Annotated in this window: 19 protein-coding genes and 1 tRNA gene; 11 read left to right on the top strand and 9 right to left on the bottom strand. The window is 69.7% G+C overall.

The features are described from left to right. Positions 1–26 precede the first annotated feature (26 nt). A complete protein-coding gene (locus tag MFF01_RS15595) occupies positions 27–935 on the bottom strand; it encodes an N-formylglutamate amidohydrolase (protein WP_238226879.1) in 909 nt (302 codons plus the stop codon). A gap of 219 nt (positions 936–1,154) precedes the next feature. Between MFF01_RS15595 and cpdR the strand changes: the two genes are divergently transcribed. From cpdR to MFF01_RS15575, 4 genes are all read left to right on the top strand, one after another. Further along, a complete protein-coding gene (gene cpdR / locus MFF01_RS15590) occupies positions 1,155–1,511 on the top strand; it encodes a cell cycle two-component system response regulator CpdR (RefSeq protein WP_003603128.1) in 357 nt (118 codons plus the stop codon). 103 nt (positions 1,512–1,614) lie between these two features. After that, positions 1,615–1,875, top strand: a complete 261-nt coding sequence (grxC, locus tag MFF01_RS15585; protein WP_238226878.1) for a glutaredoxin 3 — start codon at positions 1,615–1,617, stop codon at positions 1,873–1,875. Then, complete coding sequence (locus MFF01_RS15580; RefSeq protein WP_283207199.1) at positions 1,872–2,720, top strand: carbon-nitrogen hydrolase family protein; 849 nt, start codon at positions 1,872–1,874, stop codon at positions 2,718–2,720. Before grxC ends, MFF01_RS15580 begins: the two co-directional genes overlap by 4 nt. A gap of 19 nt (positions 2,721–2,739) precedes the next feature. Next, positions 2,740–3,210 (top strand): DUF1178 family protein, encoded by a 471-nt coding sequence (locus tag MFF01_RS15575; RefSeq protein WP_238226877.1) that lies wholly within the window; start codon positions 2,740–2,742, stop codon positions 3,208–3,210. Positions 3,211–3,215: 5 nt separating this feature from the next. Here MFF01_RS15575 and MFF01_RS15570 read toward each other — a convergent pair whose 3' ends face one another. Together MFF01_RS15570 and MFF01_RS15565 are read right to left on the bottom strand one after the other, a co-directional pair. After that, positions 3,216–3,704 (bottom strand): disulfide bond formation protein B, encoded by a 489-nt coding sequence (locus tag MFF01_RS15570; protein WP_238226876.1) that lies wholly within the window; start codon positions 3,702–3,704, stop codon positions 3,216–3,218. After that, positions 3,705–4,286, bottom strand: coding sequence for a YqaA family protein (locus MFF01_RS15565; RefSeq protein WP_238226875.1), 582 nt, complete (start codon positions 4,284–4,286; stop codon positions 3,705–3,707). A 132-nt stretch (positions 4,287–4,418) separates the two neighbouring features. On the opposite strand from MFF01_RS15565, the gene MFF01_RS15560 reads away from it, so the two are divergent. Further along, positions 4,419–4,503 (top strand) — tRNA-Leu (locus MFF01_RS15560). A 3-nt stretch (positions 4,504–4,506) separates the two neighbouring features. Here MFF01_RS15560 and MFF01_RS15555 read toward each other — a convergent pair. Beyond that, a complete protein-coding gene (locus tag MFF01_RS15555) occupies positions 4,507–5,208 on the bottom strand; it encodes a glutamine amidotransferase-related protein (RefSeq protein WP_238226874.1) in 702 nt (233 codons plus the stop codon). Positions 5,209–5,244: 36 nt separating this feature from the next. Then, on the bottom strand, positions 5,245–6,405 hold the full coding sequence (locus MFF01_RS15550) for a ceramide glucosyltransferase (protein ID WP_238226872.1): 1,161 nt from the start codon (positions 6,403–6,405) through the stop codon (positions 5,245–5,247). 138 nt (positions 6,406–6,543) lie between these two features. Here MFF01_RS15550 and MFF01_RS15545 point away from each other — a divergent pair, with 138 nt between their 5' ends. Beyond that, the gene (locus MFF01_RS15545; protein ID WP_238226871.1) at positions 6,544–7,449 is read left to right on the top strand and encodes a histone deacetylase family protein; all 906 of its coding nucleotides are present in this window, start codon (positions 6,544–6,546) and stop codon (positions 7,447–7,449) included. A 3-nt stretch (positions 7,450–7,452) separates the two neighbouring features. Here MFF01_RS15545 and MFF01_RS15540 read toward each other — a convergent pair whose 3' ends face one another. Then, on the bottom strand, positions 7,453–8,031 hold the full coding sequence (locus tag MFF01_RS15540; RefSeq protein ID WP_238226870.1) for a TetR/AcrR family transcriptional regulator: 579 nt from the start codon (positions 8,029–8,031) through the stop codon (positions 7,453–7,455). A gap of 92 nt (positions 8,032–8,123) precedes the next feature. On the opposite strand from MFF01_RS15540, the gene MFF01_RS15535 reads away from it, so the two are divergent. The 3 genes from MFF01_RS15535 to MFF01_RS15525 are packed head-to-tail and all read left to right on the top strand — an operon-like array spanning position 8,124 to position 13,436. After that, positions 8,124–9,248: an efflux RND transporter periplasmic adaptor subunit gene (locus MFF01_RS15535; protein ID WP_238226869.1), complete on the top strand. Its 1,125-nt coding sequence runs from the start codon at positions 8,124–8,126 to the stop codon at positions 9,246–9,248. Beyond that, positions 9,245–10,318, top strand: a complete 1,074-nt coding sequence (locus MFF01_RS15530) for an efflux RND transporter periplasmic adaptor subunit (RefSeq protein WP_238226868.1) — start codon at positions 9,245–9,247, stop codon at positions 10,316–10,318. Before MFF01_RS15535 ends, MFF01_RS15530 begins: the two co-directional genes overlap by 4 nt. A 25-nt stretch (positions 10,319–10,343) precedes the next feature. Beyond that, complete coding sequence (locus tag MFF01_RS15525) at positions 10,344–13,436, top strand: efflux RND transporter permease subunit (RefSeq protein ID WP_283207198.1); 3,093 nt, start codon at positions 10,344–10,346, stop codon at positions 13,434–13,436. Here the strand turns inward: MFF01_RS15525 and tsaA are convergent, their stop codons facing one another. After that, positions 13,437–13,928 (bottom strand): tRNA (N6-threonylcarbamoyladenosine(37)-N6)-methyltransferase TrmO, encoded by a 492-nt coding sequence (tsaA, locus tag MFF01_RS15520; protein WP_238226867.1) that lies wholly within the window; start codon positions 13,926–13,928, stop codon positions 13,437–13,439. 121 nt (positions 13,929–14,049) lie between these two features. Here tsaA and MFF01_RS15515 point away from each other — a divergent pair, with 121 nt between their 5' ends. Continuing rightward, positions 14,050–15,543: an AMP nucleosidase gene (locus tag MFF01_RS15515; protein WP_373319768.1), complete on the top strand. Its 1,494-nt coding sequence runs from the start codon at positions 14,050–14,052 to the stop codon at positions 15,541–15,543. A 232-nt stretch (positions 15,544–15,775) separates the two neighbouring features. Next, positions 15,776–17,467, top strand: a complete 1,692-nt coding sequence (locus MFF01_RS15510) for a methyl-accepting chemotaxis protein (RefSeq protein WP_238226865.1) — start codon at positions 15,776–15,778, stop codon at positions 17,465–17,467. Positions 17,468–17,542: 75 nt separating this feature from the next. Here MFF01_RS15510 and MFF01_RS15505 read toward each other — a convergent pair whose 3' ends face one another. Continuing rightward, positions 17,543–20,047, bottom strand: a complete 2,505-nt coding sequence (locus tag MFF01_RS15505; RefSeq protein WP_238226864.1) for a PBP1A family penicillin-binding protein — start codon at positions 20,045–20,047, stop codon at positions 17,543–17,545. Positions 20,048–20,211: 164 nt separating this feature from the next. Next, positions 20,212–21,369, bottom strand: a complete 1,158-nt coding sequence (locus MFF01_RS15500) for a transglycosylase SLT domain-containing protein (protein ID WP_373319773.1) — start codon at positions 21,367–21,369, stop codon at positions 20,212–20,214. Between the last annotated feature and the right edge of the window lie 258 nt (positions 21,370–21,627).

The raw sequence follows: 21,627 nt of genomic DNA, 5'->3' as shown, positions 1-21,627 counted from the left end.
GGCAACGTCAAGCCGTTCCTGGCCTGTCATTCGGCGGCCATCCGGCGCGGCGCCCAATCCTCGACCTCGGCCGCCACGACGGCCACAACCTCGCGCAGGTGCCAGACCAATTCCGAGAAGCCGGGTCCGAGGGCGAGGTTCGCCTCGTTCATGTAGAGGGCGCGGTTGATCTCGATCTGGAGGGCGTGCCGCCCGAGATTGGGCTCGCCGTAATGCTCGGTGATGAAGCCGCCGGCATAGGGCTTGTTGCGCTGGGTCCGGAACCCGCGCGCGCGCAGATGCGCCTCGAACGCCCCGATGAGTTCCGGTGCGCAGGCGGTGCCGAAGCGGTCGCCCAGGACGAAATCGGCCCGGGCCGCCTCGTCGCGCCCGAGGCTCGAGGACGGCATCGAGTGACAGTCGATGAGGATGGCCTGTCCGAAGTCCCGGGCCGTGCGCTGGATGAGCCCCCGCAGGGTACGGTGATACGGCTTGTACAGGGTCTCGATGCGGGTGACCGCCTCCTCCACGGGCAGGCGGCCGCGATAGATCTCCTGCCCGTCGGCGACGATACGCGGCACGGTGCCGAGCCCCCCGGCGACCCGCATGGAGCGGGTGTTGGCAAACGCCGGCAGGCGCCCGTCGAACATGCGCGGATCGAGTTCGTAGGGCTCGCGGTTCACGTCGAGATAGGCACGCGGGAAGTGTGCGCACATGAGAGGGGCGCCGAGGTCCACCACCGGCGCGAACAGCCGGTCGACATAGGCGTCCTCCGAGCGCCGCAGGGCGAGGGCGTCGAGGCGCGAGGCCTCGACGAACGCGCGTGGATAGACGGCGCCCGAATGCGGCGCGTTGAAGACGAACGGAAGGGTGTGGGCCTCGGGCTCGTCCACCCGGAAGGGCGGATCGAACCACGGCTGATCCGGCGAACCCGGTGGCGCAAACGGTTCTGTCATCGCGGCGCGGGCGCCTCGGTCCGGGCGGGAAAACGCATTCGCACACTGTGCGTGCCGATGCCGGCCGTGTCTACCGTGACACGTGCCCCTCGCAGGGCGTAAGGGTGCAACCGGGCGGGGGCGGCGCTCGGGCGCCGCATTCGCCCCGGCAACGGTCTGTTTACCAAGTTGGTGCTTTGTGAAAAAACAAAGCGACTCAAGGGCACAAGGCAACGTTCGATGAAGATCCTCCTCGCGGAAGACGACAACGACATGCGCCGGTTCCTGGCCAAGGCGTTGCAGAACGCCGGCTACGATGTGCTCTCGTTCGACAACGGTCTCTCGGCCTACAACCGCCTCCGCGAGGAGCCGTTCGAGCTGCTGCTCACCGATATCGTGATGCCCGAGATGGACGGCATCGAGCTTGCGCGGCGTGCCACGGAGCTCGACCCCGACATCAAGGTGATGTTCATCACGGGCTTCGCCGCCGTGGCCCTTAATCCGGATTCGAAGGCCCCCAAGGACGCCAAGGTGCTCTCGAAGCCCTTCCACCTGCGCGACCTCGTCAACGAGGTCGAGAAGCTCCTGGCAGCCTGACGGCCGGCGGCCTGACCGGCCCGCGCCCCTCTGCGGAACGCCGCAGTAGGAAGAGTCACGGGGCTCGCCTATAAGCGGGGAACACGCCTTGGGGCCCTGCGACATGAAGCCGGTCACGATCTACACCACCGCCTGGTGCCCTTACTGCTCGGCGGCCAAGAGCCTCCTGCGCGAGAAGGGCATCGCCTTCACGGAAATCGACGTCGAGAAGACGGCCGGTTCGCGCGCCATCATGGTCCAGCGGGCCGGGGGGCGCACCAGCGTGCCGCAGGTGTTCGTAGGCGAGGCCCATGTGGGCGGCTGCGACGACCTCTACGCCCTCGACGGAGCCGGCAAGCTCACGCCGATGGTGGCCGCATCGTGAGCGCGGCCTCCGGTTTCGTCGCCGCCTGCGTGCAGATGCGCTCGGGCCGCGACCCCCTCGCCAACCGCGACGCGGCGGTCGCCCTCGTGCGCGAGGCGGCGGATGCGGGCGCGCACTACGTGCAGACCCCGGAGATGACCTCTCTGGTCGAGCGCGACAAGGCGCGGCTGTTCGCCAACGTCACGGTTCCGGACGAGGACCAGACCCTCGCGGCCCTGCGCGACGTGGCGCGCGAGCGCGGGATCGTCGTGCAGATCGGGTCCCTCGCCGTCCGCAACGGCGACAAGATCGCCAACCGCGCCTTCCTCATCGATGCGGACGGGGCGATCACGGCCTCCTACGACAAGGTGCACCTCTACGACGTCGACCTGCCCAACGGCGAGCGCTGGCGCGAATCCTCCACCTACACGGGCGGGGCCTGCGCCGTGGTGGCCGACACGCCGTGGGCGCCCATCGGTATCACCATCTGCTACGACATCCGCTTTCCGGCCCTGTTCCGGGCCCTGGCCGAGGCGGGCGCCTCGATCCTCACCGCCCCCGCCTGCTTCACCCAGCAGACCGGCGAGGCGCATTGGCACGTGCTGCACCGGGCGCGCGCCATCGAGACCGGATCGTTCATGATCTCGGCCGCGCAGGGCGGCCATCACGAGGACGGGCGCGACACCTACGGGCACTCGCTCATCGTCGATCCGTGGGGCAGGGTGCTAGCCGATGCCGGCGGCAACGCCCCCGGGGTGATCCTGGCCGAGATCGACCTCGCGCGGGTCGCCGATGCCCGCGCCCGCATCCCGGCACTCCAGCACGCCCGGCCGTTCACCGTGGAGCGGATCGGACGTTCCGCCTGATGGCGACCCGAGATCGGTTATGATCCGCTACACCCTTGTCTGCGACGGCGGCCACGATTTTGAGAGCTGGTTTCCGTCGAGCGAATCCTACGACGAGCAGGCGGCACGTGGCCTCGTCGCCTGTCCCCTCTGCGGTTCGCCGAAGGTGGTGAAGGGCATGATGGCGCCGGCCGTGGCGCGCACCGACCGCGCGGAGGCCCGGCCGCCCGTCGCCTCCGCGCCCGAGACCCTTCCGGTGCCTCCGCCGATGCCCCTGCTGTCGGAGCCCGAGCAGCGTGTCCGTGCGCTGATGAGGGCCGTGCGCGAACACGTGACCCGCACGGCCGACGATGTCGGAACGGCGTTCCCCGAAGAGGCGCGCCGGATGCATTACGGCGAGAGCCCCACCCGCCCGATCTACGGCGAGGCCAGTCTCGCCGAGGCCCGCGCCCTCGTGGAGGAGGGCATCGAGGTGGCCCCCCTGCCGCCGGCCGCCGACGACCGGCATTGATGGGTTCAGCGCTTCGCCGCGCTCGTCCCCGAGACGGAGGCGAGGACGAAGGCCACCACCGCGTTCCAGCCCGCGAGGGAGACCCCGAGGAACCGCCACGCGGCCGTGGAGCAGTCGGCCACCCGCGTGGTCTCGAGGGCGGCGCGGAAGTCGCCGACCGTGGCGGGTGCCGCTCCGGTGCCGCCGCCGCAATCCGTCGGGCCGGGCCACAGGGCCCACTCGGCGCCGGCATGGTAGACGCTCAAGCCCGCGCCGTAGAGGAGGCCGAGGGCCGCGAGCCCCAGGGCGAGGCGGCTCGCCCGCTCGGGCAGGACGAGGGCGAGGAGCCCGAGGGGAATCGCCGCGTAGTACGGGATGCGCTCCGTCAGGCAAAGCTTGCACGGCACGTAGCCGAGCCAGAACTGGAATGTCAGCGCGACCGCCACCGTCGCGGCCGAGGCGAGGACGAGGAACAGGGCGCTGCGACGCAGGCGCAGCAGAGTCGCGTAGTCCATCTAGAGAAGCACCTTGAACAGGACGAAGCCGAGGATGATGACCGCGACCGCGATGGCCGCGACGACGTTGAGGTGCCGGTCGAGCACCCCGCGAATCTGAACGCCGTAGCGCCCGAGAAGTCCTGCCAGGAGGAAGAACCGGGCGCCCCGGGTGATGAGCGACAGCACGACGAACCAGAACAGGTCGTAATGGGCGAAGCCCGACGTAATGGTTACGAGCTTGAACGGGATCGGCGTGAGCCCCTTCAGCAGGATCACCCAGTGTCCGTACTCGGCATAGGAGGCTTGGAACGTCGCGGCCTTTTCCGAAAGACCGTAGAGCCGGAAGACCCATTGGCCGACGGAATCGAACAGCAGGGCGCCGATGGCGTAGCCCAGCACACCGCCGGCCACGGAGGCCAAGGTGGTGATGAGGGCGTAGAACCACACCCGGTCGGGCCGGCTCACCGCCATGGGCACCATCATCACGTCGGGCGGCACCGGAAAGAACGAACTCTCGGCGAACGACACGGCGCCGAGGGCCCAGGGCGCCGAGGGCTTGCCCGCGAGCGCGAGGATCCATTCGTAGAGGCGGCGGATCATGGGCGGGTCTGCGTCCGGTGGGGTGAGGTCGGGCGGTGTTCTTTGAGCACAGCCGGATGGGAGTGGCGAGCGCGGACGCGCGGGAAATCTCCACTGGCCCGAATCACGAAGGTGTGCCATGAGGCGGGGGCTGCGGGCGTGGTGGAATTGGTAGACGCGCCGGACTCAAAATCCGGTTCCGCAAGGAGTGTCGGTTCGATTCCGACCGCCCGCACCACTCTCAAATCCTGCCTTCCAGAAATCGCCTGATCCAGCCGCCGAGGCGCGGCCCGTCGCTGGGACGCGTCAGCGAATCGAGGGCGGCGGCGTGTGCCGCCGGCGCGTGCGGCACCTCCGGCCGATGCCCGGCGATGAGGGCGGTGGCGTAGTCCGCCGCGAATTCCGGATGGACCTGGAACGAGAGGGCCCGCCGGTCGCGGTAATCGAGGACGCCGTGGGGCGTGAAGGCGTTGCCGGCGAGCGTCCGGGCGCCGGGCGGCGGGTCGAGGACCTGGTCCTGGTGGATCGCCGGCACGGCGATCTGCGTGGCGTCGTCCATCCACGGCGCCTGCGCTTCGATCGCGTAGCTCTGCAGGCCGAGGCCCCAGCCCTTGTCGGATTTCGCCACCCGTCCGCCGAAGGCCGCCGCCATGACCTGATGGCCGAAGCAAATGCCGACGAGGGGCGTCTCCGGCGAAACGGAGCGCAGGAACGTCATGAGGGCGGCGATCCAGGGCAGGGAATCGTAGACCCCGGCGGGTGAGCCGGTGATGAGATACGCCTCCTCATGCGATGGGTCGGCCGGCAGGACGCCATCGGCCACGCGGTAGTGGGTGTAGGCATGGCCGGGGCCGACGAGATCGGCGACCATCCGCCCGTAGGTGGGATAGTCGGCGGCCAGGCGCTCGGGCGGGTTGCCGGTCTCGAGAATACCGATCTTCATGGCCCGGCTTACCAGGGCGGAGGGCGCCCCGGAAGGTCAGACCGCCGTAGCGCGCGTGCGCAGGCGGGCCGGCACCTTGGGCCGGATATCCATGGCGTTGCCGCGCCACAGGATGGCGCCCCTCATCCAGGCGCCGGCCCAGATCGCGGGAAAGAGGGTGTCCCGCACGAGGAAGGCCAGGAGCAGGCGCGGCCCGCGGTGCCAGCCCGCGCGGAAGGCGAGGGCGTACTCGGCGCCGTACCAGAGGGCGGCGAGGCCGCAGAGCCAGCCGGCGAGGGCGGGCGAGGGGGCCGAGGCGAGGGCGATGCCGAAGGGCAGAATCGGTCCGGTGCCGATCTCGGGCGCGAAGAACGCCGGGAAGGTCACGCGGCGCAGCCGTGCCCAGCGCAGTTGCCGCGACCAGACCTCGACGAGGTCGCGCCGGCCGAGGGGCTGCTCGAACGGGCTCGCCACGAGGTGGACCCGGGCGCCCGCCGCCCGCACGAGCTTCGTCGCCGCCGCATCCTCGGCGATCTCGGCGGCGAGGGCCCGGATGCCGCCGCGCGCCTCGAGGAACGGCTTGTGCCAGAGCATGCTCTTGCCCTGGGCGAAGCCGAGGCCCACCGCCTCGCCGGCATATTGCCAGCGCGCCTGCAGGGTGTTGAGGAAGGCGCACTCGACCTCGGCGAAGAACCCGTCCGGCCGCGCGCCGATGGGCGTCGAGCAGACGAGGCCGGTGTCGGGCCGCCACGCCGCCTGGAGGCGCTGCAGGTAGTCCGGCGGCATCATCACGTTGGAATCGGCCAGCACCACCCAATCGTGGCGCGCCGCATCCCAGCCGCGCACGCAGTTGTTGAGCTTCGGGTTGTCGCTGATGCGTTCGTCGCCGACGATGAGACGTGACGGGATGCCCGGATGGCTTGCCATCAGGCGACGGAGCAGGGGCACGATGGGATCGGCCCGGTCGGCGACGCAGAAGATGAGCTCGTAGTCCGGATACGCGAGGCGAAAGCCCCGGGTGAGCATCTCCTCGCTGAAGGCCTCGAGCCCGCAGACGGGGCGCACCAGGGAGACGGGCGCGTTCGCCGGGAAGATCGAGGCGCCGCGTCGTCCCCCGAGGCGCAGGGCCGCGAGGCCAAGACTCGCGAGGTTGATCAGGGTCAGGGCGAGGCACAACGTCAGGGCGAGGTCCGTCCCGGTCCAGGCGTCGTCCAGCATCCGTCGAGTCTCCCGCACGAAAGGCCGACATCGTGCCGCGCCCAGGTCGTTCGAACCGCCCTAACAGCCGCTCCGCTTCAGTCGTATGACGGCGGTCGCAAGAGGTCGGGGAGAGCGGGATATCCGGATGGCCGTCGCGTGAGGGTTGCCCCCATCGTCTACCACCCGGACTATCAGGCGAGCCTGCCGGACGGGCACCGCTTCCCCATGGGGAAGTACCACCGCCTGTCCGAGGTACTCCTGGCGAAGGGACTGGCGCCCGGGGGCTTCGTGCGGCCCGAGCCGGCGGATCGCGACCTCATCGCCGCCGTGCACGACCCCGCCTATGTCGAGGCCATTTTCGCCCTCGACGTGCCGCGGGCCATGGCGCGCGAGATCGGGCTGCCCGTCGAGGCCAGCGTGCTCGCCCGTTCGCGGGCCTCCGTCGCCGGTACCCTCCTGGCGGCCCGCCTCGCCCTGGCGCACGGCCTCGCCGGCAGTGCGGCGGGGGGCAGCCACCACGCGCGCCGCGACACCGGAGCGGGGTTCTGCATCTTCAACGACGTTGCCATCGCGGCCCGCGCCCTGCTTCGCGAGGGCGCGATCGCGCGGGCCGTCGTCGTCGATTGCGACGTCCACCAGGGCGACGGCACCGCCGACTGCCTGTCGGACACCCCGGAGGTGTTCACCTTCTCGCTCCACGCCGAGAAGAACTATCCGGCCCGCAAGATCGCCGGTGACCGCGATGTCGGCCTGCCCGACGGACTCGAAGACGCCGCGTACCTCGCCGCCCTGGAGGCCCATGTCGGCCCCGTGCTCGACGCCGTCGCGCCCGACCTCGTGTTCTACAATGCCGGCGTCGATCCCCATCGCGACGACCGCCTCGGCCGCCTTGCCCTCACGGATGCGGGGCTCGCCGCGCGGGACCGCCACGTCGTCGCGGCGGCGCGATCCCGGGGCATCCCCCTCGTGGCGGTGATCGGCGGCGGCTACGCCACCGACATCGATGCCCTCGCCGCCCGCCACGCCCTGGTGTTCGAAGCCATGGCGGCGGCGCAGGATTGAGTTTCACGCCGTCCCGGCGCCACCCTTCGGCAGCTCGCGCGCGACCCGTTCCATGGCGTCGAACAGGCGCGCGAGGTCCGCGCCCTCGATGGTGTGGAAGCCCAGCGTCCGCGTCAGCAGGAGACCGAGGGCCGCGAAGGTGAGGACCGCCCCGGCGCCGGGGCAGCACGCCACGTCCTCCATCTGCGCGAGGCGGTCCTTGAGGAAGGCGTTGAAGCCCGCGAAGGCCTCCGGATTCTCGGCGGACGCCAGGAGCAGGGCGCGGGGGAATCCTTCCTCGTCGGCGTAGATCTGCCGGGCATGGGCGATGAGGGCGAGGGGAAGGGCGGCCGGGCCGGGGCCCTGCTCTGCCTCATGGGCCGCGATGCTGTCGCGGATGGTCGCGAGCTTGCGCTCGGCCAGGGCCTGGATGAGCGCATCCTTGGAGCCGTAATGGTGCAGCACGCCGCCCTTGCTCAAGGCCGCTTCCACCGCCACGGCGTCGATGGTCAAGGTGCGGGTCCCCGAGCGACGGATCAGCCGCTCGGCCGCATCGAGGATGATCGCCGGGCGGTCCTCACGCCGCGTGCGCGCCTTCGTCATCGTCTGCCTGTGTTAAAAACCGTCTGGACGGTCGGTAAGATAGCCGATAAGGATCGCCGCCGATAGGTCGCGAACGGGGCTGTCGGGAAGCGATGACGGATTTTTCAGCGATCCGGCCGAGGACGGTCGTTTTGGCGATCTTGTGTATTCTCGCGGTCTCCTCTCTGGCCGCCCGGGCGCAGGATGCGCCCCGGTCCGGAACCGAGGCGTCGCCCGAGCGCGCCCTGGTCCGCACGGTGGTGGCGCGTCGCACCACCATCAGCTCCCACCTCGTCTTCACGGGGGACATCGAGGCGCAGTCCCAAGTCAACGTGTCCTTCCGGACGGCCGGCAAGATCGCCGCGCGCCTCGTCGAGGTCGGGGATCAGATCCGGGCAGATCAGGTTCTGGCGCGCCTCGATCCGCAGGAGCAGCGCGCCAACCTCGCCAACGCGCAGGCGGCCCTGACCTCGGCCGAGGCCCTGCTCACCCAGGCCAAGGTGAGCTTCAAGCGCCAGGAAAGCCTGATGGCCGGCGGCTACACGACGCGCCCGAGCTATGACGATGCCGAGCAGCGGCTGCGCACCACGCAGGCGGCGGTGGAATCCGCCAAGGCGGCCCTCGGCACCGCGCAGGAGCAGTTCTCCTACACCGATCTCAAGGCGGGCGTGGACGGGATCGTCCTCAGCCGATCCTTCGAGGTGGGACAGGTGGTGCAGGCCGGCCAGACCGTGATGACGATGGCGCAGGACGGGCCGCGCGACGCCGTGTTCAACATCTTCGAGGCGGTTCTGGCGGCGCCCCCTGAGAGCGACACCGTGGCCATCGCGCTCCAGGCCGATCCGAAGGTGACGGCCGTCGGCCGGGTGCGGGAGATCTCCCCGAGCGTGGATCCGGCCTCCGGAACCGTGCGGGTGAAGGTCGGCCTTCAGTCCACGCCACCGGCCATGTCCCTCGGCGCCGTGGTGATCGGCACCGGCAAGTTCCATCCGCGCGAGGCCATCGTCCTGCCGTGGTCGGCCCTCTACCGCTGGCAGAACGGCCCCGCCGTGTGGATCCGCGACCCCAAGACCGGCACGGTCGCACCGCGCGCCGTCACCCTCGAGCGCTACGCCCCCGACACCATCGCGCTGGCGGGCGGCGTCGAGCCCGGCGAGGAGGTGGTGATCGCCGGCATCCAGCTGCTTCGGCCCGGCCAGACCGTGGCCGTCGCCCAGACCCTCGGAGCCGCCCCGTGATCCGCCGCAGTTGTCTGGCCGTCGCCGCCGCCCTCGCCCTTGGCGCCTGCAAGCCCGAAGAGGAGGCCGGGCCGACCCCCGTCCGTCCGGTCCTCACGGTCACGGCCAAGCCCGTTGCCACAGAGATGTTCGGGCCGTTCGCGGGCTTCGTCGCGCCGCGCTATCAATCCGAGATCGGTTTTCAGATCGCCGGTCGCATGGTCGCCCGCGACGTCACCATGGGCGACGTCGTGACGAAGGGGCAGCGCCTCGCCGCCCTCGATCCGGTGGTGCCGCGGTTCGCCCTCACGCGGGCCGAGGCGGATCTGGCCGATGCTGAGGCCCAGGCCGAGAACGCGAGCGCCACGGAGAGTCGTCGCCGCCGCCTGATGGCCGGTGGTAACGTCGCACAGGCCCAGCTCGACAGCGCCGTGGCCAGCCGCGACACCGCCCAGGCCCGCCTCGCTCAGGCGCAGGCCAGCCTGCAGAAGGCCCGCGACCAGATGGGCTACACCGAGCTGCACGCCGATTTCGACGGCGTCGTCACCGTGCGGTCGGCCGAGGTCGGGCAAGTGTTGAGCGCCGGGCAGGCGGTGCTGACCCTCGCCCGCCCGGAGGAGCGCGAGGCGGTGGTTGATATCCCGGAAGACCTCGTGGCGGCGATGCCGAAGGACGCCGAGTTCACCGTCGCCCTCCAGAGCGCGCCCGACGTGACCGCCACGGCGCGCGTCCGCGAGATCGCGCCCTTCGCCGATCGGGTCACCCGCACCCGGCGCATCCGGATGACCCTGCTGGCGCCCTCGCCGGCCTTCCGCCTCGGCTCCACCCTGACGGTCTCCCTGTCGCGACCGGTTCCGCCCCGCTTCGTCCTGCCGGCCACCGCCATCCTGAAAGAGGGGGGCCGGGATGCCGTCTGGCTCGTGGATGCGGCCGGCAAGACCGTGACCCGCCGGGCCGTCACCGTGGCGCAGGGGGATGCGGCCCTTGCCGCCGTCACGGACGGCCTGAACGCCGGCGACCGCGTGGTCGTGGCCGGCATCCATTCCCTGAGCGAGGGCCAAGCCGTGCGCCTGCCCGACGCCACGCCCTGACCCGGTTGGACGCGAGACTGACTCTGTGAAGAATTTCAACCTGTCGGAATGGGCCCTGGAGCATCGCTCCTTCGTCTGGTTCCTCATGCTCGTCTCGGTGCTGGCCGGCGTGCTCGCCTACGAGAAGCTCGGCCGCGAGGAGGATCCGCCCTTCGCCATCAAGACCATGATCGTGCAGGCTCGCTGGCCCGGCGCCACCATCGGCGACACCCTCGATCAGGTCACCGAGCGCATCGAGAAGGAATTGCAGCAGATCGACGCCGTCGATTTCAGTCGGTCCTACACCACGCCCGGCCAGGCCACGGTGTTCGTGCAGTTGCGCGAGACCACGCCGCCCAAGACCATTCCGGCAATCTTCTATCAGGTCCGCAAGCGTATCGGCGACATCCAGGGCACCTTTCCGCAGGGGATGCAGGGGCCGTTCTTCAACGACGAGTTCGGCGACGTGTTCGGCAACGTCTACGCCTTCACGGCGGACGGCGTGAGCATGCGCGGGTTGCGCGACTACGTGGAGCGCGTGCGCGCCGCCCTGAAGTCCGTCCCCAATGCCGGCAAGATGATGTTGCTCGGCGCCCAGGACGAGGTGATCTACCTCGACTTCTCCGTGCGCAAGCTCGCGGGCCTCGGCCTCGACATGAACTCGGTGATCAAGACCCTACAGAGCCAGAACGCGATCACGCCGTCCGGCGTGATTCAGGCCGGGCCCGAGCGGGTCTCCGTGCGGGTCGGCGGCCAGTTCGTGTCCGAGGACAGCCTCCGGGCCATCAACCTGCGGGTCAACGACCGTTTCTTCCGCTTGTCCGACGTGGCCGAGATCTCGCGCGGCTTCACCGATCCGCCGACCGCCCTGTTCCGCTACAGGGGTGAGCCGGCCATCGGCCTCGCCATCGCCATGCAGCCGTCCGGCAACCTCCTTACCTTCGGGCACGACCTGAAAGAGCGGATGCGCAAGCTCGAGGGCGAGTTGCCCGTCGGCGTCGGTATCCACCTCGTCTCGGATCAGCCGAAGATCGTCGAGGAGGCGGTGGGCGGCTTCACCAAGGCCCTGGTGGAGGCCGTGGTCATCGTGCTCGCCGTCAGCTTCGTCAGCCTCGGCTGGCGCGCCGGCCTCGTGGTCTCCCTGTCGATCCCCCTGGTGCTCGCCATCGTGTTCGTGGTGATGCAGGTGATGGGCGTCACCCTCCAGCGCATTTCGCTGGGCGCCCTCATCATCGCGTTGGGGCTCCTCGTCGACGACGCCATGATCACCGTCGAGATGATGGTCGCGCGCCTCGAGGTCGGCGACAGCCTGAAGAAGGCGGCGACCTTCGCTTACACCTCCACGGCCTTCCCGATGCTGACCGGCACCCTGGTCACCGTGGCGGGCTTCCTGCCCATCGGCTTCAACGGCTCCTCGGCGGGCGAGTACACCTACAGCCTGTTCGTGGTCATCGCCGCCTCGCTCCTCGTCTCATGGGTGGTGGCGGTGCTGTTCGCGCCCCTCATCGGGGTGAAGCTCCTGCCGGCCCAGATGAAGCACAAGGACCACGGCAAGCCCGGTCGCCTCATGGGGGCGTTCACCGCGATGCTGCTCGCCGCCATGCGCTGGCGCTGGACCACGGTGGCGGCCTGCATCGGCCTCCTGGGGCTCGCCATCGTCGGCATGGGCCACGTGCAGCAGCAGTTCTTTCCGGCTTCCGACCGGCCCGAACTTCTCGTCGACATGACCCTTCCGCAGAACGCCAGTATAGCGGAGACCAAGGCCCAGATGGACCGGTTCGAGGCGACCCTGAAGGGCGACCCCGAGATCGCCCGCTGGAGTTCCTATGTCGGCCAGGGCGCCGTGCGCTTCTACCTGCCGCTGGACCAGCAGCTCGGCAATGCCTTCTTCGGCCAGATCGTCATCGAGACGACCTCCATCGAGGCCCGCGAGCGCATGAAGGTGAAGCTCGAGGCCCTGGCCCGTGAACAGTTCGTGGGCACGGACTTCCTCATTCACTCCCTCGACCTCGGGCCGCCCGTGGGCCGCCCGGTGCAGTACCGCCTCAGCGGCCCCGACCTCCAGGCCCTGCGCGGACACGCCCTGGCGCTCGCCAACATCGTCGGCGCCAATGCGCACCTCAACGTGCCGACCTTCGACTGGAACGAGCCCGGCAAGGTCTTGAAGGTCGACATCATCCAGGACAAGGCCCGCCAGCTCGGTGTCACGTCCGAGGACATCGCCGGGCTCCTCAACGGCATCGTCGGCGGCCGGACGATCACGCAGGTGCGCGATTCCATCTACCTCGTCGATGTGGTCGGCCGTGCCCAGGCGGTGGAGCGCAACTCCCTCGACACGCTCCAGACCCTGCAGATTCCCCTGGCCAACGGCAGCGTCGTGCCGCTGCTGGCGTTCGCCACCATCGGCTACGAGCTGGAACAGCCCATCGTCTGGCGTCGGGACCGCCTGCCGACCATCACGGTCCGCGCCTCGATCGCCGATGGGACACAGCCCCAGACCGTGGTGACCGAACTCGACAAGGATATCACCGCCTTCGCCAAGTCCCTGCCCGACGGCTACACCCTCGCGGTGGGCGGCGCCGTGGAGGAGAGTGCCAAGGGCCAGGGCCCCATCGCGGCGGTGGCGCCGGTGATGCTGCTCACCATGGCGGTGTTCCTCATGATCCAGCTTCAGAGCTTCCAGAAGCTGTTCCTGGTGGCCAGCGTGGCGCCCCTCGGCATCATCGGCGTCGCGGCGGCCCTGCTGCTGTTCGACAAGCCCATGGGCTTCGTCGCCATCCTCGGCATCCTCGCCCTCATCGGCATCATCGTGCGCAACTCCGTGATCCTCGTGACCCAGATCGACGAGTACGAGCGCGACGGGCTGGCGCCGTGGGACGCCGTCGTGGACGCCACCTGCCACCGCATGCGGCCGATCCTGCTGACGGCGGCGGCGGCGAGCTTCGGTCTCGTCCCCATCGCCCGCGAGGTGTTCTGGGGCCCGATGGCCTACGCGATGATCGGCGGCATCCTCGCCGCCACCTTCCTGACCCTGTTCTTCCTGCCCGCCCTCTATGTCGGCTGGTACCGGATCAAGGCGCCGCCGAAGGGCACGACCCGCAAGGTCCACGGCGCCGACGGGCAGGTTCACGCCGCCTGATCAGGCGGCCCCGGCGCGCGCCACCGTCGCGTCGGGGCGCGCATCCGTCGAGGCGTAATACGGCTTGATGTCGAGGAGCGGGGTGCCGTCGCGGCAATCGAGGCCGCGCACCTGGACCGCGAGGCCGTCGATTCCGAGGTTCTCAACCACCGACAGCGCGATGGGGTTCGGCCGGGCCGGCGAACGCAGGGAAAAGGTGCCGCGGCTGCCGTCGGCATGGCGCGGCCGCTGGCGGACGATGTCGCGCGCGGCCTCGTCCATCCAGTAGAGCACGATGAGGTGGCTCGCGCCCGAGAGGTTCTGCAGGCCCGGGCCGTAGACCGGATCGAGATTCAGCGTGCAGACCGCGTCCGTCTGGAGACCGTTCTTCGGGCAGTCCCGGCGTTCGGGCCAGGGCGTGCGGATACGGCCGATGAAGTAGAGGCCCGCGTCATAGGCGGCGGGCAGCGCGATGGTGTCCTCGCCAGGGCGGCGTTCGACGGTCTGGGGCACGACGGGGACCTCCGGCTCAAAGCCGCATGTCGGACACTTCGCCTTCCGACGACAAGACCGGGGTGGTCGCGCGGTGCGGAACAGCGGTGTACACCCCCGTGGGGTTCAGCGAGGAGACACCGTGATCCGCGACGAATTGCGACCGATGGAATCGGTTTCCGATCCCGAGACTGCCGTGGACCGGCTCGCCGCCCTGCATGCGGGGGCGACGGACGCCCTCCAGGTGGCCTTGGCGCGCTACCTCGACGGCGGTCCGGCGCCCGACGCCACGGAGCGGCTGCGGTTCCGCTACCCCGAGCTGCGCATCACCTACCAGCCTCAGGGACCGATGCCGCGGGTCTCCCGCGCCACCGCGAAGCTTCAGGCGCCCGGAACCTACGCCACGACGGTGACCCAGCCCGGGCATTTCCGCGCCTATCTGCTCGAACAGCTGCGGCCCCTCGTGCGCGACTACGGGGTGAGCCTCGAAGTCGGCTTGAGCGCCCAGGAAATCCCGTACCCTTATGTCATCGAGCCGGGCCTCGACCTCGGGCGCGCTGGGGTGAGCCCACGCGATCTCGCCACCTATTTCCCCGTGCCCCTGCTCTCCGTGGTGGGCGACGAGATCGCCGACGGCCTGTGGCACGATCTGCCCGACGCGCCTCGGCCCCTCGCCCTCTTCGACGCCATCCGGGTCGATTACTCCCTGCGCCGCCTCGTTCACTACACGGGCTGCGACTGGCGCGACGTGCAGCCGTGGATCCTGCTGACCAACTATCACCGCTACGTGGACGGCTTCATCCGGTACGGCCTGGAACGGCTGGCCCACGGTGAAGAAGGCTTCGAGTGCCTGATCCTGCCCGGCGGCCTCTCGGTGTCGCGGGCGGAGGCCGCCACCGTCGATCCCGCCGCCCTCGTCGCCGCCTCGCCGTGGCACAAGTACCAGATGCCGGCCTATCACCTCGTGGCTCGTGGCCCCGACGGCACCATGCAGGGCACGACCCTCGTCAACATTGGCGTCGGCCCGGCCAACGCCAAGACCATCACCGACCACCTCGCGGTGCTTCGCCCCCATTGCTGGCTCATGGTCGGCCATTGCGGGGGCCTGCGCCAGTCGCAGACCATCGGCGATTACGTGCTCGCGCACGGCTATCTGCGCCGCGACCGCATCCTCGACGAACTCGTGCCGCCGGACGTGCCGGTTCCGGCCCTGGCCGAAGTCCAGCTCGCCCTTCAGGCGGCGGCGGCCGGCGTCACCGGCGAGGCGAGCGATGCCCTCAAGCGGCGCCTGCGCACGGGCACGGTGGTGACCTACGACGACCGGAACTGGGAGCTGCGCTTCTCTCAGGAGCGGCGGCGGATCAACCTGTCGCGCGCCATCGGCGTCGACATGGAGAGCGGCACCATCGCGGCGCAGGGCTACCGCCTGCGGGTCCCCTACGGCACCCTGCTGTGCGTCTCGGACAAGCCCCTGCATGGTGAGATCAAGCTTCCGGGCGCGGCCAATGCGTTTTACGAGCGTGCCGTCGCCGAACATCTTCTCATCGGTCTGTCGGCCCTCGATATTCTGCGGGCCGACCGGCACGGCCTGCATTCACGAAAACTTCGAAGCTTCGACGAGCCGCCGTTTAGATGATCGGATATCTCGATCCCGATCATCGAACCAAAGATGTTTGCTTGATGTTGCGATCGATTTTCTGCGTAGTATCGTCGATACGATTTCGACGCTTGGAAGGATGTCAAAAATTTAACGCGAATTGTAGCTTTTTTACCGTTCGGTGAGGAGTGTGATGCACTTCCTTGATGAAATCCTTCGCTGACGGCGTCTGGCCTCGTCGCATAGTGCGAAGGAAATCGGGGCAAAAGGCATGTTCGCAAACATCAAGAACTTCAACATCGCGACCAAGATCGGCGCTGCTTTGACCGTGATCATCTTATTGGCCGTCGCGTCATCCACGATGACGCTGCGCAACATCGGGAGCATGTCGGACACAAGACATTGGACGGACCACACCCACGACGTCCTCGACGAAATCAACCTTCTCACCGCGGCGATGATCGATCGGGAAACCGGTGTTCGTGGCTTCCTGATTTCAGGAGACGACGGTTTCCTCGCGCCTTTCAAGGCCGGCGGCCAGACTTTCGAAGCGGCGCTGACCGCGGCCCGCACCCTCACCGCCGACAATTCCGAGCAACAGCGGCGCCTCAGCGAACTCGCGGAGCTGGCTCGCCGGTGGCACGACGATGTCGCACAACGGGAAATCCGCCTGATGCGCGATCCGGCGACGCGCGAGGAAGCGCGCCGGCTCGAGGCTTCCGGCATCGGCAAGGCCAGCATGGACGCCTTCCGGAGCAAGGCTGCGGAAATTGCCGGGGTGGAGAAGTCGCTGCTGCAGGTTCGCGCAGACGAGGCGGTGCGCGCGAGCGATACGGCCTGGATGACGTGCGTCGTCGGTCTGGCCGCCATGGTGATCGTGGCCGGCACGGCCCTCGTCCTCCTCCAGATCGGCATCGGCCGTCCCATCGACGGTATGACCCGCACCATGAGCCGCCTGTCCCGCAACGAGCTCGATGTCGCCGTTCCCGGATTGGGCCGGCGCGATGAGATCGGCGCGATGGCGCAGGCCGTGGGCGTCTTCAAGGACACCATGATCCGCACGCGCCAGCTCGAGCAGGACGCCGAACTTGCCCGCGCCAGGGTCGAGGCCCAGCGCAAGGCCGCCATGCGCGAACTCGCCGAGTCGTTCGAGGGTGCCGTCGGCGGCATCATCGAGGCCGTATCGTCGGCCTCCACCGAGCTTCAGGCGACCGCCCAGTCGATGACCGTGACGGCGTCGCAGACCAGCGGTCAATCGACCCACGTGGCCGCTGCGGCGAAGCAGGCCGCCGCCAACGTCACCATGGTGGCGACGGCCGCTGAGGAACTCGGGGCATCCGTGCATGAGATCGGTCGCCAAGCCGATTCGGCGGCGAGTCTCGCCAACGGAGCGGTGACGCAGGCCTCCGAGACCGCGACCCTGGTCGCCGCCCTCAGTCGGGGTGCTGCCAAGATCGGCGACGTCGTCGGGTTGATCACCAGCATCGCCGGTCAGACCAATCTGCTCGCGCTCAACGCCACCATCGAGGCGGCGCGCGCCGGCGAGTCGGGACGAGGCTTTGCCGTCGTCGCGGCGGAAGTGAAGGAGCTTGCCGGTCAGACCGCCCGCGCCACGGAGGAGATCACCCGGCAGATCGGCGAGATCCAGACCGCCACCCATCAGGCCGTCTCGGCCATCGACGGCATCGCCGGTCGCGTCCAGGAGATGAGTTCGGTGGCGACGTCCATCGCGGCGGCCGTCGAGGAGCAGGGAGCGGCGACCCAGGAGATCGTCCGCAACGTGTCCCAGGCCGCCATCGGCACGAACGAGGTCACGGCGAACATCGCGGGGGTCGCCGCCGCCGCCGCCGGTACGGGCGAGGCCGCTGGTCACGTGCTCACCGCCGCGTCGGGCCTGTCGCGTCAGAGCGAGCAGCTCGGTGCGCAGGTCGGGCGCTTCCTCGCGACCGTGCGGGCGGCCTGAGGCGAGAGAACCGAAAAGGCCCCGGCGAGCTCGGTCCGCCGGGGCCTTTTCGCGTCAGGGGCGGGCGTGTCGCCGTCAGCGCTGGCGCCCCCATAGGCCGACCCGCTCGGAGCGGGCCTGCTCCTCCGCCGCCAGGAGATCGGCGGGAGCATCTTCCGAGGCCCGGGCGCCACCGGCCGCGAGGATGAGGGCGGCGAGGTCGTCGCCGTCGATCTGGCAACGCAGGGGACCGGTCTCGCCCCCCGCCGCCGGCGTGCAGGCGACTTCGCGGCGGCGCAGGTAGCGGGCGAGTTGGCGCGCCAGGGCGCCGCCCTCGCCGTCCACGCCAAGGAGCCGCACCGTACGGCCCCGGAAGGCGAGGGTGCCCGTATCGATCACGTCGGGCACGCCCCGGATGGCCGTTGCGGTGGCGGCCGGCGTCACCTCGCGGGCGGGGGCCGGTTCGGCCCGCGCCGCGGACGGGCGCTTGCGGCCACGCGCCATCTGGGCCGAGGCGCGCTGGATGAAGTCGTGGAACAGGGAGGCCGGGATGTCGCCGCCCCCGACCCGGTTCATGGACGAATTGTCGTCGTTGCCGACCCAGACGCCGACGATCAGATCCGGCGTCATCCCGACGAACCAGGCGTCGCGGTAATCCTGCGTGGTGCCGGTCTTGCCGCCTGCCGGCATGCCGGAGACGCGCGCGGCCTTGCCGGTGCCGCCATCGACCACGGCCTGGAGCGATTCGAGCATCATGGCCCGTGGCTCCGTCGGCAGGGCCTTGCCGCCCCGTGCCTCTGGACGAACATAGAGCGGCTGCGGCGCGCCGCCCCGGATGGCGTGGACGCTGTAGGCATCGACGGGAACGAGGCCGGCGAGGACCCCCGTATAGGCCCGGGTCATCTCCAGCAGGGTCACCTCCGCCGAGCCGAGGGCGAGGCTCGGAACGTTGGGCAGGTCGGAGGTCACGCCGAGGCGCCGCGCCGTGGCGATGACGGCCGGAATGCCGACCTCGTCGGCGAGTTGCGCCGCCACGGTGTTGACGGACTGCGCGAAGGCCGCGCGCAGGGGCATCGCCCCCTTGAACCGGCCGGTGGAATTCTGCGGCTCCCAGTCGCCGATCTGGATCGGGCGATCGACGAGGACGGTCTCGGGCGTAAAGCCGTTCTCGTAGGCGGTGAGGTAGACGAACAGCTTGAACAGCGAGCCGGCCTGGCGCTTGGCCTGGACGGCGCGGTTGAACTGGCTGTCCTCGTAGTCGCGCCCGCCAACCATGGCGAGGATCGCGCCCTCCTTGTTCATCACCACCATGGCGGCCTGGCCCGCCTTCTTCTTCGCCCCTTCCGCATCCATCCGCCGGGCGACGACGCCTTCGGCGAGGCTCTGGAGGTCGAGGTTGAGGGTGGTGCGCACGGTGACGTCGCCGGCGGTGTCGGCGAGCCGCTTGGCCTCGCCGGACACCATGTCGAGGAAGTAGTTGGTGCCCGGAGGGGTTTCGGGCGGGGTGCGCAGCGTGATGGTTTGAGCGCGCGCCTTGTCGGCCTCCGCCGCCGTGATCGCCCCCGTCTCGACCATGGTCTGGAGCACCACGTCGGCCCGTTCCTTGGCGCCGCCGAAGTTGCGGGTGGGGGCGAGCTGCGAGGGCGCCCGCACGAGGCCGGCCAGCATCGCGGCCTCGGGCAGGGTGAGGGCCTTGGCGCCCTTGCCGAAATAGCGCCGGGCGGCGGCGTCGAGGCCGTAGGCGCCGGCGCCGAAATACGCCGTGTTGAGGTAGCCCAGCAGAATCTCGTCCTTCGACATGGTGGATTCGACGCGCAGGGCCAGGAACGCCTCCTGGATCTTGCGCCGCAGGGTTTTCTCCTGTGTGAGCGAGGTCAGGCGGACATATTGCTGTGTGATCGTCGAGGCGCCCTCGCGGATCCCGCCGCCGGTGGCGTTGCGCCACAGGGCACGCAGCAATCCGCGCGGATCCACGCCCCAGTGCGAGCGGAAGCGACGGTCCTCGATGGCGATGATGGCCTGGGCCATGCGCGGCGGCAGGTCGGCCGCCGTGAGCTTCTGCCCCTGAAACGTGCCGCGCGTGGCGAAGACGCGGCCGTCGTCGGCCTCCACCGTGAGCGCCCGCTGGCCGGTCTCCGGCACCACGCCGCCGAGCGGCGGCAGGGTGGCGAAACTGTAGACGACGAGACCGGCCAGGGCCGCCGCGGGCAGGGCGACGAGGGCGAGGATCGCCAGGCGGATCGGGCGCCTGCGCAAGCCTGTGATCCAGCCCGGCCGTATGGGCGCACCCGTCGGCGTCGCGGATGAAACGCGGGCCGGGCCAGCGGGGGGAGGGGCGGTGTCCTGGGGCGTCCGTCGGCCGAGGCTCGGTCTGGACGCCCAGAGGGTTCCGGCCACCCGTGCCGTGCCGCGTCCGGCGCCACGGGCGGCGCTGCTTACAAGCACGCCGAGATGGTGCCCGAAGGTGCGGGCGGCGGCGGCGGCTTCGCGGGCCGCGGCGCGGGTCTGTTCCGCCTCGTTCTCGTCCGGCACGGCCTTGCCGGGGAGAACCTGCGGCGAAGCTCCGGGGGAGGGCGGTCGTCGGGGATCGGCGTTGCTCATAGGGCCACTCGACGGTCGTCGGCACCCACGGGGCGGGGCGGTCGCGCCCCGGTTCTAGACCGAATGTTTCGCTAAGGGCTACGCTCGCGCCTCGGGCAGGAGCTGTTCGCTTCCTCCGGGAGACGCGGATTCGCGCTTCCCTCGATCCCTGTGCCGAACTGGTCTCACTCGGCCGGCGTCGCGTCGCTGATCCGGACGCGCTGAACCACCGCTTCCTCGCTGGCCTCGGCTTCGAGGGTGGGTAGTTCAACTTTCACCTCCGGGGCGACGAGGGCCGCGACACCTTCGTATTGGTCGAGACGCCGGTCGATCATCCCGCCGATCTTCTCGCGCACTTCCGCTACCGTGAGGCTGCGCCGACCCTTGCCGGCCTTCTCGGTGAACAGGCTGCGATTGGCCCTCGCGGCGGCCTTGAACACCTGCCGGGCATCCTGATCGGGCTTTTCCGCCGTCAGCGTCAGGAAGCGGCCGGCACTCGCCGTGCCGAGAAAATGCGCGAAGTAGAGTTCCGCCGTGGTCAGGTCGCGACCGATGCGCTGCTCGATCCGGCCGCGGTCGCGCTTGATCAGTTCGCCCGCCATCAGGGCCGCGACGTAGGGATCCTGCCGCAGACCGAGGACGCGGGCGCGAAGGGCCGCGTCGGGAATCGAGAGAGCGCCGCCGCGTCCCGTCACGGCGGCGGCCTCGGTCACGAGACCGTGGCGGGCGCCGTAGGTGCGGATGAGTTCGAGCCACGTGCCGGAGAGGAACTGGAACAGGCCCTCGGCCGAGGAGGTGGACGCCTTCACCGTGGGCGAGAAGCTGGATTCCTTGTCGGCGAGCGCCATCATGTAGACCGGGTCGACCCCGGTTTCGTTCGCGGCGCGCAGGATGGTCTCGACGAGTTCGCGCGGCACCGCAGTGTCGCCGAAGCGCAGGCGCTCGGTTCCGGTGGCATCGCGGATCGGGGCGAGGGTGGCGAGATCCTCGGCGATGAGGGCGAGTGTCGCAGGTTCTTGCTCGACGATGGGAACCCCGGCCCATTCCTGGGCGTTCTGGGGCTGATCGGTGTGGGCGAGGGCCTGTGCCGTCGCGGCGCGCTCGTCGATCCGAGCATGCGCGAGGGCTGCGGGAGCAAGGGCGTTCTGCGGCAGGGCAGCGCCGATGACGAGACCGGCCACGAGAGTGGCGAGCGTCCGGCGTCCGGCTTTGGCGAGGGTCCGACGCGTCTTGCGCTCGGTCCGTGGCAACCAAGCCACGGAAGATTCCGTTTCGAAGGTCTCGTTAGGCACGAGACGGCTCACGTCGTCGGCGCGGGGCGCCGGCTCCGGGAAAACCTCCATCATGGGTCCTTTTTCGTGCCGCCGCCTTCGTGGGCGCGGCTTCGCTCGTTCAGCGCGGCGATGTCTCGCCGCCCGCTGTGACCAGAATGGGACAGCCTCGTGATTCAACCGTGGCACGCTTAACGGCTGGTTAAGGCTCTGTTTTCACGAAGTTTTAACGAAGTGTTCGGCCGGCGTTCAGGCGAACCGCGGCAAAAAGCGTCTCCCGCTGGGCTTGGAATGACGCAGTTGCGGTCCAGTTAGCTAGGACCTGAAGGG

The sequence above is a fragment of the Methylobacterium adhaesivum genome (assembly GCF_022179065.1).
GTDB lineage: Bacteria > Pseudomonadota > Alphaproteobacteria > Rhizobiales > Beijerinckiaceae > Methylobacterium > Methylobacterium adhaesivum.
The sequence above is the reverse complement of the archived record's forward strand: the minus strand, read 5'-3'. Positions and strand labels throughout refer to the sequence as shown.

Excerpts from the sequence above, each read along its gene's own strand:
- MFF01_RS15595 (WP_238226879.1), bottom strand. The coding sequence starts at position 935 with ATGACAGAACCGTTTGCGCCACCGGGTTCGCCGGATCAGCCGTGGTTC.
- cpdR (WP_003603128.1), top strand. The coding sequence starts at position 1,155 with ATGAAGATCCTCCTCGCGGAAGACGACAACGACATGCGCCGGTTCCTG.
- grxC (WP_238226878.1), top strand. The coding sequence starts at position 1,615 with ATGAAGCCGGTCACGATCTACACCACCGCCTGGTGCCCTTACTGCTCG.
- MFF01_RS15575 (WP_238226877.1), top strand. The coding sequence starts at position 2,740 with ATGATCCGCTACACCCTTGTCTGCGACGGCGGCCACGATTTTGAGAGC.
- MFF01_RS15570 (WP_238226876.1), bottom strand. The coding sequence starts at position 3,704 with ATGGACTACGCGACTCTGCTGCGCCTGCGTCGCAGCGCCCTGTTCCTC.
- MFF01_RS15565 (WP_238226875.1), bottom strand. The coding sequence starts at position 4,286 with ATGATCCGCCGCCTCTACGAATGGATCCTCGCGCTCGCGGGCAAGCCC.
- MFF01_RS15555 (WP_238226874.1), bottom strand. The coding sequence starts at position 5,208 with ATGAAGATCGGTATTCTCGAGACCGGCAACCCGCCCGAGCGCCTGGCC.
- MFF01_RS15550 (WP_238226872.1), bottom strand. The coding sequence starts at position 6,405 with ATGCTGGACGACGCCTGGACCGGGACGGACCTCGCCCTGACGTTGTGC.
- MFF01_RS15540 (WP_238226870.1), bottom strand. The coding sequence starts at position 8,031 with ATGACGAAGGCGCGCACGCGGCGTGAGGACCGCCCGGCGATCATCCTC.
- MFF01_RS15535 (WP_238226869.1), top strand. The coding sequence starts at position 8,124 with ATGACGGATTTTTCAGCGATCCGGCCGAGGACGGTCGTTTTGGCGATC.
- MFF01_RS15510 (WP_238226865.1), top strand. The coding sequence starts at position 15,776 with ATGTTCGCAAACATCAAGAACTTCAACATCGCGACCAAGATCGGCGCT.
- MFF01_RS15505 (WP_238226864.1), bottom strand. The coding sequence starts at position 20,047 with ATGAGCAACGCCGATCCCCGACGACCGCCCTCCCCCGGAGCTTCGCCG.
- MFF01_RS15500 (WP_373319773.1), bottom strand. The coding sequence starts at position 21,369 with ATGGAGGTTTTCCCGGAGCCGGCGCCCCGCGCCGACGACGTGAGCCGT.